We start from the raw sequence: 17,154 nt of genomic DNA on the forward strand, positions 1-17,154 counted from the left end.
GTAAGACAGCGAGGACATGGTGTGCCCTTGCTCATTTGCAACCACAACCCTGGTTTTCGTCCAATGTAACAGTTTGTTGCGCTAAGCCACACAAAAATGGACAAAATTTAATGGCCCTACCAAATTCCTAAGCGACAAGCTGCAAGCTAAAGTCGCGCCTATATCGCACCGGCAGATCATTGAAGCCGGAGCTGTGAAGGAAGGTATGTTGATGGCTCGGACATTTCGGGTCCTGATGTCGGTAGCAGTGATTGGCGCCGTGGCCTACGGCGCCTATGTGACACGCGATCGCTGGCTTGGCAGTGCCGAGCGTCTGCTCGGCTATCAGAGCGCGGCCGCGCCCGGCGAGCAGGCCCAGGGCGAACACCGTGGCAATCAGGGGCAGGGTTTTGGCCAAGGCGGCGGACGGCGGCGTGGCAGTCTTTCGCAATTCACCGGTCCGGTTCCAGTGCTGGCGGCGGATGCGAAATCCGCCGACGTCCCGGTCTATATCGACGGTGTCGGCTCGGTAAAGGCGCTGAACACGGTGACGGTTCGCGCCCAAGTCAGCGGCAAGATTGTCGAAATCGGTTTCGAGGAAGGCCAGGACATCAAGAAGGGCGACGTCATCGCCCGCATCGACGATGCCGTCTATAAGGCCCAGCTCGACCAGGCCATTGGCAAGAAGGCGCAGGACGAGGCATTGCTGGCCGGCGCGAAACGCGATCTCGATCGTTTTCAGCGCATGGTGCAGAGCGCTTCGGGCACGCAGCAGCAGGTCGATACCCAGATATCGCTTGTGGCGCAATATACGGCGGCGATCCAGTCCGACCAGGCAGCCATCGAAAGCGCGCAGGCGACGCTCGACTATACGACGATCGAGGCGCCGATCGACGGACGCACCGGCATCCGCAATGTCGATGTCGGCAATCTCGTCAGCTCGTCGGACGCAACGGGCATCGTGACGCTCTCGCAAATCAAGCCGATTTCCATCCTGTTCTCCATTCCGCAGCAGCAGCTTGCCCGCGTCAATGCGGCGAGCGCGGCGGGTGCGCTTTCCGTCCAGGCGATCGCAAGCAACGGTCAGACGGTGATCGACAACGGCACGCTGGCGGTGGTCGACAACCAGGTCGATCCGACCACGGGTACGGTGAAGCTGAAGGCCAATTTTCCGAACGACAAGCTGGCGCTCTGGCCCGGCGCCTTCGTCAACGCCCGCCTGCTGGTCGAGACGCTGAAGGGCGTGACGGTCATTCCGACCGCTGCCGTGCAGCGTGGCCCGAACGGCACCTTTGTCTACATCGTCCGACAGGATCAAACGGTTGCCATGAAGCCGGTAACGGTGCGCCAGCAGGACGATGTACAGGCCGTCATCGCCGATGGCGTAGCCCCGGGCGACAAGGTGGTGACGACGGGCTTTGCGCGCCTACAGGACGGTTCGAAAGTACAGATTTCCGAAGGGGCCGGCGCGGGCGCACCGCCTGCAACGACGCCCGCGGTCGATGGGCAGCCGGTTGCCGAAAACGCAAACCAAACCAATCAGACCCAAACCAACGGCAATACGGCCAGTGATGGCCAGCGGCCGCATCGCCAGCATAATGGCCAGGGCGGTGGCAATGGTGGTCACCGCAGGCAGAAGGCGGATGGTGCCGGCGGCAATGATGCCAATCCCAACGCCAATACCGGTGGCGGCGATGCCGCTTCCACCAATCCACCCGCTACGTCAACGCAACAGCAATGAACGTCTCGTCGCTCTTCATTTCCAGGCCTGTCGCCACCTCGCTTCTCGGGGTCGCGGTGCTGTTGGGCGGCATTCTCGGCTTTCTCTTCCTTCCGGTCGCGCCGCTGCCGCAGGTGGATTTTCCGACGATCCAGGTGACGACGCAACTGCCGGGCGCCGATCCCGATACGATGGCGGCATTGGTGACCGCGCCGCTGGAGCGGCCGCTCGGGCAGATCCCGTCGTTGGCGTCGATGACCTCCTCGAGTGCCTTCGGCATCAGCCAGATCACCCTGCAGTTCGATCTCGGCCGCGATATCGATGGCGCGGCCCAGGATGTGCAGGCGGCGATCAATGCCGCCGGTTCGACATTGCCGCGCACGTTGCCCTATCCGCCGACCTATTCGAAGGTGAACCCCGCCGATACGCCGATCGTCACGCTGGCGCTGCGCTCCAACAGCTATTCGATCCGCGAACTCAGCGATTTCGCCGATACGATGATGGCACAGCGACTAAGCGAAGTTTCAGGGGTCGGCGATGTCAACATCCAGGGCGGCGTCAAGCCGGCGATCCGCATCCAGGCCGACCTGCCGCGGCTTGCCTCTTATGGTCTGGCGCTGGAGGATCTGCGCACCGCAATCACCAATGCCAGCGTTGCCGGCGCCAAGGGCGCGCTCGACGGCACGCAGCAGAGCTTCACGCTCGCCGCCAACGATCAGATCGTCGATCCCGACATCTACAAGTCCGTGATCGTCGCCTATCGCAACAATGCGCCGGTGCAGTTGAAGGATGTCGCCACCGTCGTCGAAGGGCTGGAGAACAACCGGGTCGGCGCCTGGTATCAGGGTCAGCCGGCTGTCATCCTCGACATCATGCGCCAACCGGGCGCCAACGTCATCCAGACGGTCGAGGGCGTGCAGAAGCAGATCCCGCGGCTGAAGCAGGCGCTGCCGGCCGGTATCTCGCTCGACATCGTCAACGACCGCACCGAGACGATCCGTGCTTCGATCCATGACGTACAATGGACGCTCGTCGTCAGCATCGGCCTGGTCATCCTCGTCGTTCTCCTGTTCCTGCGGACGGTGACGGCGACTTTCATCGCCGGCGTGGCCTTGCCGCTGTCGCTGATCGCGACCTTCGGCGTCATGTGGTTCGCCGGCTTCAGCCTCGATAATCTATCGCTGATGGCGCTCACCATCGGCACCGGTTTCGTCGTCGACGATGCCATCGTGATGATCGAGAACATCGCCCGCCATATCGAGGAGGGCGAGAACCCGATGCAGGCTGCGCTGAAGGGTGCCGGGGAAATCGGCTTCACCATCATCTCGCTGACCTTCTCGCTGATCGCCGTCTTCATCCCGCTGCTGTTCATGACCGGCATCGTCGGGCGTATGTTCCGCGAGTTCGCGTTGACGCTGACCATCGCCGTGGTGGTGTCGGCGGTGATTTCGCTGACGTTGACGCCCATGATGTGCGCCCGCATCCTGCGCAAGCCGAAGGAGCATCGCGGCGGTTTGCTGGCGGGCACCGATCGCGGCATGGGACGGCTGGTCGAAGGCTACCGTCGCAGCCTCGTCTGGGCGGTGGACCGCAGTGGATTCATGCTGCTGGTCACGGTGGCGACGCTTGCCGCTACGATCGCGCTTTACATTGTCATTCCGAAAGGCTTCCTGCCGCCGCAGGATACCGGCCTGATCACCGCCGTCGTCGAAACCGAGCCGACCATCTCCTTCGAAGCGATGAAGCAGACGCAGGAGATCGTGGCCGAGCGGTTACGCAAAGACCCTGATGTAACCGGTATCGTCTCGGTTGTTGGCACCAGCGCCAGCAACCTGACGCCCAACACCGGCAATCTCAGCCTGGTACTGAAGCCCAGGAGCCAGCGCGCGGCGTCGGCGGCCGATATCATCGACCGCATGCGTGGCGAAGTGGCCGATCTGCCCGGCATCCACGTTACGTTCCAGAGCGTGCGAGGCATCTCGATCAGCACGCGCGTCAGCCGCGCACCCTATCAATATACGCTGACCGGCACGGATACGGCGACGGTGGTGGACTGGGCGGAAAAACTGGCGCAGCGGCTGCAGCAGAGCCCGAAGCTGATCGACGTCGCTTCGGAAGTCGAGATGGGCGGCGGCCGCATCTTCGTCAATGTCGACCGCGAAACCGCTTCGCGACTCGGCGTCTCGATGCAGGCGGTCAGCGACACGCTGAACGACGCTTTCGGCCAGCGCCAGATCGCCACGATCTACGGTCAGGTCAATCAGTATCGCGTCATCCTCGAGGCTGCACCGCAATATCAGTCCGATCCGAAATCTCTTGACAAGCTCTACGTCGCCGGCGCCAGCGATACACAGGTGCCGCTCAACGCCTTTACGACGGCGTCGTTCATGACGGCGCCGTTGGTCATCAGCCATGACGAACAGTTTCCGGCCGTGACGCTCAGTTTCGATCTCGCCAAGGGCGCGTCGCTGAGTGAAGCCGTCACCGAGATTCAGGCGGCGGAGCGCGATATCGGCATGCCAAGTTCGATCCAGCGCAATTATTCCGGCGATGCAGAGGAATTTGCCTCGTCGCTTGCGGGCGAGCCCTGGCTGATCCTGGCGGCTGTCGTGACGATCTATATTGTCCTTGGCCTGCTTTACGAGAGCGCCGTGCATCCCGTGACGATCCTGTCGACTTTGCCGTCTGCGGGCGTCGGTGCGCTGCTGGCATTGATGCTGTTCGGACAGGACCTGTCGATCATCGCACTGATCGGCATCGTGCTGCTGATGGGTATCGTGAAGAAGAACGCGATCATGATGATCGACTTCGCGCTGGAGGCCGAACGCAAGGAGGGGTTGGTGCCGCGCGAGGCGATCCTGAAAGCCTCGATCCTGCGTTTCCGCCCGATCATGATGACGACGCTTGCGGCGCTCTTCGGCGCACTGCCATTGGCGTTGGCGCAAGGTACCGGAGCGGAGCTGCGCATCCCGCTTGGCATCACCATCATCGGCGGCCTGGTGCTGTCCCAGCTTCTGACGCTCTATACGACACCGGTGATCTATCTTGCTTTCGAAAGCTTGCGTGCCCGGATCGTCGGGCGTCCGACGGGCACGCCGGCTCCGGAACTGGACGAAGTCGCGGGTGGCGGGACATGAGCCTCTCCGAGCCTTTCATCAAACGTCCTGTCGGAACGACGCTTCTGGCGATCGGGCTGATGATCCTCGGCATCGTTTCCTATCGCTTCCTGCCGGTGGCGAGCCTGCCGACTGTCGATCTGCCGACGATCGTCATTTCCGCCAGCCGTCCCGGCGCCGACCCGGCCAGCATGGCGGCAAGCGTCGCGGCGCCGCTGGAGCGACATCTCGGCACGATTGCCGGCATCACGCAGTTGACTTCGGTCAGTTCGCTTGGATCGAGCAGCATCGTCGCGCAATTCGATCTGTCGCGCAGCGTCGACGGCGCGGCGCAGGACGTGCAGGCAGCGCTGAACGCGGCGGCGACCGACCTGCCCGGCGATCTGCCGACCTTGCCTTCCTTCCGCAAGATCAACCCGGCGGCGGCGCCTGTGCTGATCCTGGCGCTGACATCGGGCAATGTGTCGCCGAGCGCCATCTATGACGCGGCCGATACCGTGGTGGTGCAGCGCATCTCGCAGGTGGACGGCGTCGGCGGCGTCACGGTCAGCGGCGCCGACCAGCCGGCCGTGCGCGTCAGGCTCGATCCCGATAGGCTCTCCGCCATGGGTCTGTCGCTGGACAGCGTTCGCACGGCAATCGTCAACGCCAATGTGCTCGGCCCCATCGGCTCGATCGACGGCAGCAATGCCGCCTTCTCCATTTCCATGAATGGCCAGCTCCGGACGCCGGAAGATTATGGCCGGATCATCGTGCAGAGCGGCGATGGTACGGCCGTTCGCCTCTCTGATATCGCCACCGTCGAGCCCGGCGTGCGCAATAGCCGCTCGGATGCCTGGTATGACGGCAAACCGGCGGTGCTGCTCAACATCACCAAGGAAGCGAACGCCAACGTCATCGCCACGGTGGATGGCGTCAAGGCGCTGATCCCCGAATTGCAGAGCCTCATTCCGTCCGGTGTCCACATCTCGGTTCTTTCCGATCGCACCACGACGATCCATGCCAGCGTCACCGATATGCAATGGACTCTGCTTGCCACCATCTGCCTGGTCATGGCCGTGGTCTTCGTCTTCCTGCGGCGCGCCACGACGACTTTCGCAGCCGGGGCCACCGTGCCGCTATCGCTCTGCGGCACCTTCGCCGCCATGTGGCTCTTCGGACTGTCGATCGACAATCTGTCGCTGATGGCGCTTGCCGTTTCTGTCGGTTTCGTCGTCGACGATGCCATCGTGATGATCGAGAATATCTATGCCAATCTCGAAACCGGCGTGAAGCCGATGCGGGCCGCACTTGAGGGCGCGAAACAGATTGGCTTCACGGTCGTTTCGATCAGCCTTTCACTGCTTGCCGCCTTCATTCCCCTGTTCTTCATGGGCGGCATCGTCGGCCGGTTCTTCCAGACTTTCTCGCTGACGCTCGGTTTCACCATCGTCGTCTCGACCCTGGTGTCCCTGACGCTGACACCGATGATCTGCGGCCACCGGCTGCGGGCGCGCGACATGGAGGCCCGGCCGGGCCTGTTCGGCCGGATCGTCGAAGGAACGCTCGGCGCAATCACCAATTTCTACGGTCGGACGCTGAAGGCGGTGCTGCATCATCGCGTGCTCTCCGTCCTCGTCATCCTCGCTTGCGTCGTCATATCAGCCTATCTTTATATCAAGGTGCCGAAGGGCTTCATTCCGCAGGATGATACCGGCTTCATTCAGGGCGGCACGCAGGCGGCGACCGACATCTCCTATCCCGCCATGGTCAAGCTGCAGCAGCAGGCGGCCGATATGGTCGCCAGGGATCCGGCCGTCTCCGGTGTCGGCTCGTCCGTGGGCGGCGGCGGGTTTTCCAGTTCGATCAATCGCGGGCAATTGTTCATTTCTCTGAAGCCCGAATCGGAACGCGTCTCGACCTCCGAGGTGATAGACCGGCTGCGCAAGCAACTGATGGCCATTCCCGGTCTCAGCACCTTCCTGTTTTCGCCGGGCGATATTCGCGCCGGCGGGCGCCAATCGCAGTCGCAATATCAGTTCACGCTCTGGGGCGCGAATTACGACGAGCTGGTGGATTGGGCGCCGAAAGTGCTGGCACGCCTGCAGACGCTGCCGGGGCTGACCGATGTCGCCACCGACCGGCAGCCGAACGGCTTGCAGGCGACGGTCAATATCAATCGCGACGAAGCCTCGCGGCTCGGCGTCAGCATCCAGTCGATCGACGCTGCACTGAACAACGCCTTCGCGCAGCGGCAGGTGTCGACCATCTATACCCAGCGCAATCAATATCGCGTCGTGCTGGAGGCCGATCCCAGCTATGCCCGCGATCCCAATGATATTTCCAAGCTTTACGTGCCGGCGTCTGGCGGCATCCAGATCCCGCTCAGTGCGGTGGCCTCGGTCGAACGGACTCTGGCGCCGCTGGTGGTCAATCATCAGGGGCAATATCCTTCCGTCACCATCTCCTACAATCTGGCGCTCAATACCATGCTGGAGGCAGCAAACGATGCCATTCAACAGGCGGTGCTCCAAATGCATCTGCCGGATACGCTGCATGCGGATTTTGCCGGCGATGCGGCCAGCATCACGCAATCTTCGAGCAGCCAGCCGCTGTTGCTCCTGGCGGCGCTGCTGACGGTCTATATCGTCCTCGGGATCCTCTACGAGAGCCTGGCGCATCCGTTGACGATCATCTCGACGCTACCATCAGCCGGTCTCGGGGCGCTGCTGGCGCTGGTCATCAGCGGCACGGAACTGACGATCATTGCGTTCATCGGCATCATCCTTCTGATCGGCATCGTCAAGAAGAATGGCATCATGATGGTGGATTTCGCACTGCAGGGCGAACGCAAGCTCGGCCTGCCGTCGGAAGAGGCGATCTACGAGGCTTGCCTGAAACGCTTCCGGCCGATCCTGATGACCACGCTCGCCGCCTTGATGGGCGCCATCCCGCTGATCATCGCCACCGGCCCCGGCGCCGAACTCCGCCGTCCCCTCGGCATCACCATCGTCGGCGGCCTGATCGTCTCGCAGGTGCTGACACTCTACACGACGCCAATCATCTACCTGATGCTGGCAAAGCTGCACAGCAGGTGGTCGACGAAGCAACCGGCAGAGACGCCGATGTCCTCGACGTCGGCATGATTGGGTTACTTTGGAAGCGTGTGAGTGTCAGGCGCCGCGCTCAATCACAATCTTGAGCGCGTTGCGGTGGCTATCCCAATAAGGCAGCGCTTTTTCCGCTTCTTCAAAAGGGAAGACCTTCGAGATCAACGCGTCGGCCTTGTCGCCGATCTCTTCGAGATGGCTGATCACGTTTTGAAAATCACGCATCAGGGCGTTGCGGGAGCCCATGATGTCGAGTTCCTTCAGGTTGAAGAACTGTGTCTGGTAGGTGACCGGCGCCTTGGAATAGCCGACATAGACGACACGGCCGCCGAAGCAGGCGAGATCGATGGCTTGGGTGAAGGTCGCGGGCAGGCCGACCGCCTCGAAAGCGACATCCACGCCATCGTCACCCGTCAGTTCGCTGACCCTGGCGACGACATCCTCGCTGCCCGCATCGATCGCCTCGACGGCGCCGAACTGCCGGGCAAGCGCACGTTTCTCCTCGCTGAGATCGACGGCGATGACCTCGGCGCCGCGAGCGACGGCGGCGATCAGGACGCCCATGCCGATCATGCCGCAGCCAAGCACAACGACGCGATCGCCTTTCGCCACTCGCCCACGTTCGACCGCGTGAAAGCCGACGGATAGCGGTTCGACCAAAGCCAGATGGCGCGGCGGCAGCGTATCGTTGAGGATCAGCTTTTCAGCCGGCAGCACGATCTCCTCGGCCAGACCGCCATCCTGCTGCACGCCGAGCGTCTTGTTGTAGCGGCAGGCATTGAGCCGGCCCTTGCGACAGGAGGTGCACTCGCCGCAATTCGTGTACGGCATGACGATGGCACGGCGGCCGAGTGCATAGGCGGGATCAACACCGGGGCCGACGGCAAGGATCTCGCCGCCGATTTCATGGCCGGGAATGCGTGGCAGCTTCACCAGGGGGTTGAGGCCCTTGAAGGTGTTGAGGTCGCTGCCGCAGAGCCCGATGTGCCGGACACCGACGCGGACCTGGCCGGCGCCCAACGACCCTTCCGGGACCTCGTGGAAGCGAGTCACGTTTTCCGCCTCGATCATCAAAGCCCTGATCACAGCATTCTCCTCCCTTAAAAGCCATGCAAATGACGCTTCTTAAAGCAATTCCAGGAAAAGTGCGAAGCGGTTTTCCGTCCGGAATGCGTAAAAACAAAGGTGTAGAGCGGGAAAGCGATTCCGTGAAACGCTGAACCGCTCTAGTGCGCCGTGTCCGGGGTTGGCTCGGATGTAGTGGTGCTTGTCGGCCGCTTCCCGCCCTTGAAGATGCGACGCACGGAGACGAAGAGCAAGGGGATGAAGAAGATGCCGAGTACGGTCGCCGAGATCATGCCGCCCATGACGCCGATGCCGATCGAGTTCTGGCTGCCGGAGCCTGCGCCGTTGGCGATCGCCAGCGGCATCACGCCGAGGATGAAGGCGAGCGAGGTCATCAGGATCGGTCGAAGGCGCTGACGGGCCGCTTCCAGCGTCGCCGGGATCAGATCCTTGCCGTTCGCCTGCTGCTCGATCGCGAATTCGACGATCAGAATGGCGTTCTTGGCCGCCAATCCTATGGTCGTCAGCAGGCCGACCTTGAAATAGACGTCGTTCGACTGGCCGAAAATGGTGGCGGCGAGAAGGGCACCGAAAATGCCGATCGGCACCGACAGCATGACGGCAAGCGGGATCGACCAGCTTTCGTAGAGGGCGGCCAGCGCCAGGAAGACGACCAGGATGGAGATGGCATAGAGCTGGGTCGCCTGATTGCCGGAAAGCTTTTCCTGGGCCGAGAGGCTCGTCCATTCATGGCTGAAGCCCGGCGGCAAGCTTGCCATGATCTGGTCGATCTGGTTCATGGCGTCGCCGGAGGAGACGCCCGGGGCGGCGGAACCCTGGATTTCGACGGCGGATGAGCCGTTGTAGCGTTCGAGACGCGGCGAGCCATAGGTCCATTCACCCTTCGAGAAGGCGGAGAAGGGCACCATGGCACCATCGGAATTGCGCACATACCAGCGGCCGAAATCCTCCGGCTGCATGCGGAAATTCTTATCCGCCTGAACATAGACCTTCTTGACGCGGCCACGATCGATGAAGTCGTTGACATAGGTACCGCCCCAGGCGGTCGAGAGCGTCGTGTCAATGTCGGAGAGTGCGATGTTCAGCGCGCTCGCCTTTTCCTGATCAATGTTCAGCGAATATTGCGGCGTGTCTTCCTGGCCGTTGGGACGCGTGCCGAAGAGCTTCTTATTCTGCGCCGCTGCGCCAAGTAACTGGTTGCGGGCGGCGATCAGGTTAGCATGGCCTGCGCCGTTGATGTCCTTGATGAAGAAATCGAAACCGCTGGAGCTGCCGAAGCCGGGAATGGCCGGCGGCGCGAGCGCAAAGACGCTGCCATCCTTGATTTTCGAAAAGGCGCCCATGGCGCGGCCGGCAATCGCCTGTGCTTTCGATTGTGGCGTCTTCCGCTCGGCAAAGTCCTTCAATCGGACGAAAACGATGCCGACATTCTGGCCCTGACCGCTGAAGCCGAAACCGGCGACGGCGAAAGCGCCTTCGACATAGTCTTTCTCATTGTTGAGATAGTAGTCCTTCACCGTGTTAAGTACGGCCCAGGTGCGGGAATTCGTGGCACCCGGCGGAAGCTGGATCGCGGTCAGGAGGATGCCCTGATCCTCATCCGGCAGGAACGAGCTCGGCAGGCGGTTGAACAGATAGCCGACGGCGCCGCCGATCAACACGAAAACCAGCAAGAAGACCGCCGTCAGGCGGATCATGCCGTGAATGCCGCTTTGGTAGCGAAGCGTTGCGCGCTCGAAATTGCGGTTGAACCATCCGAAGGCGCCACGCTGCTTGGAACCGTGCTCGGGCCTCTTCAGAATGGTGGCGCAGAGTGCCGGCGTGAGGATCAGCGCGACGATGACCGACAGGATCATCGCCGAGACGATCGTCACCGAGAACTGCCGGTAGATGACGCCGACGGAACCCGAGAAGAAGGCCATCGGAATGAACACAGCAGAGAGAACCGTCGCGATGCCGATCAAAGCACCGGTAATTTCCTGCATCGACTTGATCGTCGCCTCGCGCGGCGAAAGACCTTCCTCCTCCATCACGCGCTCGACGTTTTCGACGACGACGATCGCGTCGTCGACCAAGAGGCCGATCGCCAGCACCATGCCGAACATCGTCAATGTGTTGATCGAATAGCCGAACAGCGACAACACGCCGAAGGTGCCGAGCAGCACGACGGGAACGGCGAGCGTCGGGATCAAGGTAGCGCGGATGTTCTGCAAGAAGACGAACATGACGATGAAGACGAGCACGATGGCTTCGAACAGCGTCTTGACCACGTCTTCGATCGATAGCTTGACGAAGGGCGTCGTGTCGTACGGATAGACGATTTCGACATTCGGCGGGAGAGTCTGGCTCAAGCTGCTGATGGTCGATCTCACCGCTTCCGCGGTATTGATGGCATTGGCGCCGGAAGCGAGCATGACGGCGAGACCGGCCGAAGGATGGCCGTTATAGGTGCTCGACGTGGTGTAGCTTTCCGCTCCAAGCTCGACCGTCGCGACATCGTTGAGGCGGACCAGCGAGCCATCGGACTGGCTCTTCAGGATGATGTTGTTGAACTGCTCGGGCGTCTGCAGGCGGCTCTTGGCCGTGACCGTCGCGTTGAGCTGCTGGCCCTTTCGCTGCGGCAGCGCGCCGAGCTGGCCGGCCGAGACCTGCGAATTCTGCGACTGGATCGCGTTGGTGACGTCGCTGACCATCAACTGGTATTTGGCCAGCTTATCCGGATCGACCCAAATGCGCATGGCATAGCCGGCGCCGAAGATCTGGGTGTTGCCGACGCCTTCGATGCGCTTCAGCGTGTCATTCAGCGTGCTGGAAACATAGTCGGCAAGGTCGTTGGAATTCAGCTTGCCGTCTTTCGACACGAAGCCCACGACCATCAGGAAGTTCGATGTCGACTTGGAAACAGTGATACCCGTCGACTGCACCGTTTGCGGCAATTGCGCGGTGACGAGCTGCAGCTTGTTCTGCACCTGCATCTGCGCGACGTCGGAATCGGCCTTGTTGGTGAAGGTCAGCGAGATGGAGGCCTGGCCCGTCGATGTCGACGTCGATGTCATGTAGTCGAGATTGTCGATGCCGGTCATGCCCTGCTCGATGACCTTGGTCACCGAATTCTCGACGGTTGCGGCATCCGCGCCGGGATAGTTCGCGTTGATGCTCACCGTCGTCGGTGCGATCTGCGGATATTGCGAGATCGACAGCGTCAGGATCGACAACGCGCCGGCCAGCATGATGACGATGGCGATGACCCAGGCAAAGATCGGCCGGTCGATGAAAAAACGCGACATCGCTTACCTCACTTCTGAGCGCCAGGGGCGGGCTGGGTTTCGGTCTTTTCCAGCTTGGCCTGTTCAGCGGGCTCGCCGGCGACCTGCTTTACTTCGCCGGTCGCGTCGTCGATCGTGACGGCGGCGACATTGACTTCCTGGCCGTCCCGGACGCGCTGGCTGCCTTCCACGACCAGACGGTCGCCATCCTGCATGCCTTCGTTCACCAGCCAGCTATTGCCGACGCTGCGTTGCACCTTCAGCACACGCTGCTGCACCTTGTTGTCGGCGGTCACGAACATCGCCGTCGGTTCGCCTTTGGTGTTGCGGAAGACGGCGCGCTGCGGCAGGAGATAGCTGTTTTCCGCGATAGCTTCCTCGATGCTTGCGCGAACATACATGCCGGGCAGCAACACGCGTTCCGGATTGGGGAAGACAGCGCGTACGGTGATCGTTCCGACGGTCTCGGCGACAGAGGCCTCCGAAAATTGGAGTTTGCCGGTCTGCTTGTAGTCGGAACCGTCTTCCAGCGTCAGGTGGACGGAGACGTTGTCGCCACTTGTCTTCAATCGGCCTTCCGCAATGGCGCGGCGGAACTCAAGCAGGTTTGTGCTCGACTGCGTGACGTCGACATTGATCGGGTCGAGTTGGCGGATGGTGGTCAGCGCCGTCGTCTGGTCGGCGGTGACGAGCGCGCCGACGGTGACTGTCGAGGCATCGACGCGGCCGCCGATCGGTGCGCGCAACTTGGTGTAGTCGAGATTGATGCGTGCGGTCTCGAGCGCGGCCTTGGCGGAGGCGACATCGGCCTGCGCCTGGACAAGGGTCGCCTGCGCAGTGTCGTAGTCCTGCTGGCTGACAGCGTTCTGGGCGCTCAATCCCTTGTAACGATCCATCTTGGCCTGTGCGCTCGGTATGGCGCCTTCTGCCTTCTGCAGAGCGGCGGCTGCGCTGTCATAGGCGGCCTGATAGGTGGCGGGGTCGATTTCGTAGAGCACGTCGCCCGCCTTGACCTCGCTGCCTTCCTTGAAATTACGGCTGCGGATGATGCCGCCGACCTGCGGCCTCACTTCGGCGATCAGGTAGGCGCTGGTGCGGCCGGGCAGCTCCGCGGTGATCGCAACCGATTGCGGATGCAGCGTCATGGCGCTGACTTCGGTCTTGACGGCCGGTGCATTGTTTTGGGCAGCCTTCTGCTCGTTGCAGCCTGCCAGCAGCAACGTGGCGGCGATCCCTGCGGCAACCAATGAGATGCGTGTGGCTGGGAGGCGTTTGGATGCCGCCGGACGTACGAATACAGGGGTAGAAGAGGCGCGCTTTTCCACGTTGCTATTTCCCATTGCCTTATTTACAGTACCAATTAGTACAGAAAATATTTGTACCGCTATAAATGTCAATGTCATTTGGCTTTTTTTGAGGTTGGGAATGGAAGCACGGACGGGGGCAAGAGCTAGGGAAGCAGAGCAAACTGCCGCTCGCCGCCCGCGCGGCCGTCCGAAGACCGCGAGTGACGACGCAAAGCGGGCGGAGATCGTCGCGGAAGCCCGCGCGACGTTTCATGAGCTTGGCTACGGCGGCACGACTATGGATCTCGTCGCGGCGCGGTGCAGGATTTCCAAGCAGACCCTCTACCGCTTGTTTTCGAGCAAGACCGAGCTGTTTATGGCGATCATCGCCGAGCATCGTGCCTCGATGCTGGCCCTGCCGCGCGACCCCAAGGAAAATCTGCCGCTCGACAAAGCGCTGGAACAGATTTTCATGATCGACATCGATGAAGTGGCGGAGCGGGACCGCGAGGCCTTCATTCACTTTGCCGTGAACGAAGCGCAGCGGTTTCCCGAAATGGCGTCGCTGCTGCGCACCTACGGTGCCGAACAGTCGCGGCAGATGCTGGCCGATTGGCTCCGCCTGCAGCAGAAACGCGGCCTGATCGAGATTGCCGATGCCGCAAGCGGCGCGCGCATGCTGATGAACATGATCTTCGGCGCGATGATTTCGCATCCCGGCAAGCTGAACGACTGGCCAGACCGCGAAACCCGGCTGCGGCATCTGCGTCATTGTATAGCAATCTTCCTGGCGGGTGTGCAGGCGCATCGGAAGCGCCGATAGGCCTTCAGTCGTTCGCTAAACGACGCCGGACGTTTCGAGATCAGCTCCCGCCAAAAAAGCGATGCCGGCATGGCTCCGAAGAACCACACCGGCATCTTTCTCCGGCCCCCCGCCAGAAAACCTAAAAACTGCGCTTAGTGTGCGACAGCCCTATTCACTTTGTCTACGCCCTCTTCGAAAAGCGGCATCTGCAGGCCATTTGCGTACATTTCCTGCAAGACGGCTCCGAGCGCGAGATCGAGGCACCAAACTGGGAATTCGGCGTTCATGCTCTTGGCGCTTTGACGCGCATAGGTGATCAACCGTGCGATCGACGCCAGTTCTTTCAGTGAATCCGAATCGTGATGTGCCATTTCGATAGGAAGTATTGCTGTCATGTCATGCCCCTTTGCCCCCGTTCCTGGCGAACTAGATACTCATCGCCAGGAACATGAGCAGACATTAACTCAAGTCGGACACCTTGGCGCGTGACATACAGCGTGACACGAGCGGGGATTGCGAGCTGCTTTTTACGGCGCAATTTCAAGGCGGTGGAAGGCGAACCGCCACAAACTATTGGCCTGGAACGTCCAGTCGTGCGGTGGTTGTTGCCGTTCGTCCGGGCAATCGGCAAGGATGCGGAGCAGGTCCAGGGCATCCGCTCGCTTCTGGTTGACTGCATTGGCACGCAGCAGGCGAGCGATCTCGCTGCGCCGCGACGGGTCCGGCAGGTCGGCCGTTTCCGCCAGGGAGCGATAGGTCAGTGATTTGAAGAAGATTGATTCCGCGCATGTCCGCAGGATGTCTCGCTCCGTCTGACTGATAGCGCCGGTCTCCGCCAGCGCCTGCAAGGTTGCCTGCACGTTGACGAGCGGTTCGCTGAGGGGCAGATGGCCAAGTTCCTGCGGCGCATGGATTTGCGCTACCGCCGAATCGTCCGCCAGCGCACCGGAGGCATATGCCTCGAAGATGCGGCCGATGCCGATCATGCCGAAAGCGGCGCATTCGGCGGCGCGCAGCGCGCCCATGCTGGCGGCGCCATAGACGCGGACGCCTTTCGACAGGGCAAAGAGGATTTCCTTGTGCCAGACGGGCGCGACATTTTCGAAAAGTCCGTCGATCAGGCCGATGACGTTCGCGCCATTCTCGAGGGCTTCGACGATATCGCCTTGCTTTGCCGGCGGACGGAGAGCGATGCCGGGATCGGCGATCTCGGCGGCATCGGGAAGCGTGGGGCCGACGAACAGGATCTTCATAGCAGTTGCAACGTTTTCGAGATGGCGCGATAGCCGAAGCGGCGCTTGCGGTCCCCAGCCGGATTTTCCAGTTGCGGCACCACGAGTTTGGCGACCGCAAAGGGAAGCGAGGCGTCGCCAAGGGAAAGGGCAATGGCGGAATTGATGCCCGCCTGGCGCAAACGGTCGATGGTCAGGTGAAGTAGGGCTTCGGCGCCATGCGTCAGGACTTCATTCGGTCTTGCTGCTGGCTTCGGCACGGCGCTGAAACAACGGCGGATGCTGTCTGGCAGTTCGCGGGTAAAATCCTCGGGATGAATATCGTCCCGGGCGCCGCTGATGAAGGTGAGGCGCGATTGCGCCGCCTCTGTAACAGCGCGGATCGCCGCCCGCACCGACGATGGATGCGCACCGCTGCCCATGGTGACGTCGAGATAACGGACATGTTTTGCTCGCGCGATTTCGACCGGGCCGAGAAAGGCGGCGAAGGCCGGGATTCGGACATCGCTCGTTACGTCGAATAGTTTGAGCGTCAGATCGGCGGCTTCAACCTTGCGTATCAGTGCGTCCATTACCGGGTCGGCAAGTGAGGTGGGATCGATGCACGTATCCATGCGCAGGGCCGGTTCGGAAATATCCCACAGCACCTTGGCGTCACGCTCGATGCGTTCGAGCAAGCCGTGCAGAATGGCTTCCGTCAGCACATTGCCGGAGGCGAGACCATCGGAGCATTGCCAGAAGCGTGATTTGCGGGGGGTGCGGTCGAGGGTCACTGCCTCGAAGGGAATCCAGGCGTTTCGACCGGTTATCAGATCGTGACCTTCTACCCAGGCGATTTCCTCGTCATCGGCGATATCAGCCTGACCGCGGCCGATGAGAGACGGAAGCGGGTCAGCATGGTGTTCTTTGGCCAGCAGTTTCTGCCGGCTGGTGAAGATGGACTTGACCGCAGGGGCGCCGGCGATCGTTCGTTCCAGCGCCTCCATGGCGGCGGAGACCTTGGCGTCGATATCGGTGATGCCCTTGCCGTTGTTGATGACAATCGACCTAGCATTCGGACTGACGGCCTGCCAGACAGGCAGGCCGATCTTGTCGAGCCCGGTCAGCCGGCCAAGGCGAGTAACTCCGTGGCTAGCAAGACAGGGTTCTATGCGTCGAAACGTCTCTTCGGCCGCGCAGATGCGATCAGAATAGGATGGACCAACAGCAACGTCCTGCTGGCCCGAATTGTGAGGCAAGAGCCCTGCCGGAGATAACGCTGCGATCACGGTTTGACGTCGGTATCAAACTGGCCCGAAGCAGGCCCCTCGTCGAATTGGATAGTCGCGGCTTGGTCGTCGAATTGACCACTGGCGGCATGAGCAGAGCTGCCGACCGTAACGGCGAGATTAACGCCCTTGACAATGGTTGCACCGGCATTGCGCAACTGATCGGCAATGCCGAGAGTGCTGCCGGTCGGTGAGTTGATCGGTGACACCGTGCCGGCCGCGAGGTCGGCGAGATAAAGTTGCGGATCACCGGGAATGCCAATCACTACGAAAGCTGCCATGTCCAATCTCCTTTGTTATTGAAATC

At 61.5% G+C, this 17,154-nt stretch carries 11 protein-coding genes; 4 read left to right on the forward strand and 7 right to left on the reverse strand.

The window, feature by feature from the left end; all coding sequences use genetic code 11:
* Positions 1–211: 211 nt before the first annotated feature.
* From ACXHXG_RS18025 to ACXHXG_RS18035, 3 genes are read left to right on the forward strand one after another with little or no spacing between them, the layout of a single operon-like run.
* Complete coding sequence (locus tag ACXHXG_RS18025; RefSeq protein ID WP_104824732.1) at positions 212–1,720, forward strand: efflux RND transporter periplasmic adaptor subunit; 1,509 nt, start codon at positions 212–214, stop codon at positions 1,718–1,720.
* The gene (locus tag ACXHXG_RS18030; protein WP_457900169.1) at positions 1,717–4,836 is read left to right on the forward strand and encodes an efflux RND transporter permease subunit; all 3,120 of its coding nucleotides are present in this window, start codon (positions 1,717–1,719) and stop codon (positions 4,834–4,836) included. Before ACXHXG_RS18025 ends, ACXHXG_RS18030 begins: the two co-directional genes overlap by 4 nt.
* Positions 4,833–7,940 carry an efflux RND transporter permease subunit gene (locus tag ACXHXG_RS18035; RefSeq protein ID WP_457900170.1) on the forward strand — a complete coding sequence of 1,036 codons (3,108 nt, stop codon included), beginning with the start codon at positions 4,833–4,835 and terminating at the stop codon, positions 7,938–7,940. The genes ACXHXG_RS18030 and ACXHXG_RS18035 overlap by 4 nt, the downstream gene beginning before the upstream one ends.
* Before the next feature lie 27 nt (positions 7,941–7,967).
* Here the strand turns inward: ACXHXG_RS18035 and ACXHXG_RS18040 are convergent, their stop codons facing one another.
* The 3 genes from ACXHXG_RS18040 to ACXHXG_RS18050 all read right to left on the reverse strand — a co-directional run bounded on the left by ACXHXG_RS18040 (position 7,968) and on the right by ACXHXG_RS18050 (position 13,596).
* Positions 7,968–8,990: a zinc-binding alcohol dehydrogenase family protein gene (locus tag ACXHXG_RS18040; RefSeq protein WP_457900171.1), complete on the reverse strand. Its 1,023-nt coding sequence runs from the start codon at positions 8,988–8,990 to the stop codon at positions 7,968–7,970.
* A gap of 140 nt (positions 8,991–9,130) precedes the next feature.
* A complete protein-coding gene (locus ACXHXG_RS18045; RefSeq protein WP_283047949.1) occupies positions 9,131–12,277 on the reverse strand; it encodes an efflux RND transporter permease subunit in 3,147 nt (1,048 codons plus the stop codon).
* A gap of 8 nt (positions 12,278–12,285) precedes the next feature.
* Entirely contained in the window at positions 12,286–13,596 is a 1,311-nt protein-coding gene (locus tag ACXHXG_RS18050) for an efflux RND transporter periplasmic adaptor subunit (protein ID WP_457900172.1), read from the reverse strand.
* An 85-nt stretch (positions 13,597–13,681) separates the two neighbouring features.
* Between ACXHXG_RS18050 and ACXHXG_RS18055 the strand changes: the two genes are divergently transcribed.
* A complete protein-coding gene (locus tag ACXHXG_RS18055) occupies positions 13,682–14,365 on the forward strand; it encodes a TetR/AcrR family transcriptional regulator (protein WP_104824726.1) in 684 nt (227 codons plus the stop codon).
* Positions 14,366–14,499: 134 nt separating this feature from the next.
* On the opposite strand, the gene ACXHXG_RS18060 is transcribed toward ACXHXG_RS18055, so the two are convergent.
* The 4 genes from ACXHXG_RS18060 to ACXHXG_RS18075 all read right to left on the reverse strand — a co-directional run bounded on the left by ACXHXG_RS18060 (position 14,500) and on the right by ACXHXG_RS18075 (position 17,128).
* On the reverse strand, positions 14,500–14,742 hold the full coding sequence (locus tag ACXHXG_RS18060) for a hypothetical protein (RefSeq protein ID WP_104824725.1): 243 nt from the start codon (positions 14,740–14,742) through the stop codon (positions 14,500–14,502).
* Positions 14,743–14,874: 132 nt separating this feature from the next.
* Positions 14,875–15,600: a TfuA-like protein gene (locus ACXHXG_RS18065; protein ID WP_457900173.1), complete on the reverse strand. Its 726-nt coding sequence runs from the start codon at positions 15,598–15,600 to the stop codon at positions 14,875–14,877.
* A complete protein-coding gene (locus tag ACXHXG_RS18070) occupies positions 15,597–16,817 on the reverse strand; it encodes a YcaO-like family protein (protein WP_457900174.1) in 1,221 nt (406 codons plus the stop codon). The genes ACXHXG_RS18065 and ACXHXG_RS18070 overlap by 4 nt, the downstream gene beginning before the upstream one ends.
* Before the next feature lie 26 nt (positions 16,818–16,843).
* Positions 16,844–17,128 carry a hypothetical protein gene (locus ACXHXG_RS18075; RefSeq protein WP_457900175.1) on the reverse strand — a complete coding sequence of 95 codons (285 nt, stop codon included), beginning with the start codon at positions 17,126–17,128 and terminating at the stop codon, positions 16,844–16,846.
* Positions 17,129–17,154: the final 26 nt, after the last annotated feature.

Source organism: Rhizobium sp. LEGMi-198b, assembly GCF_054114205.1.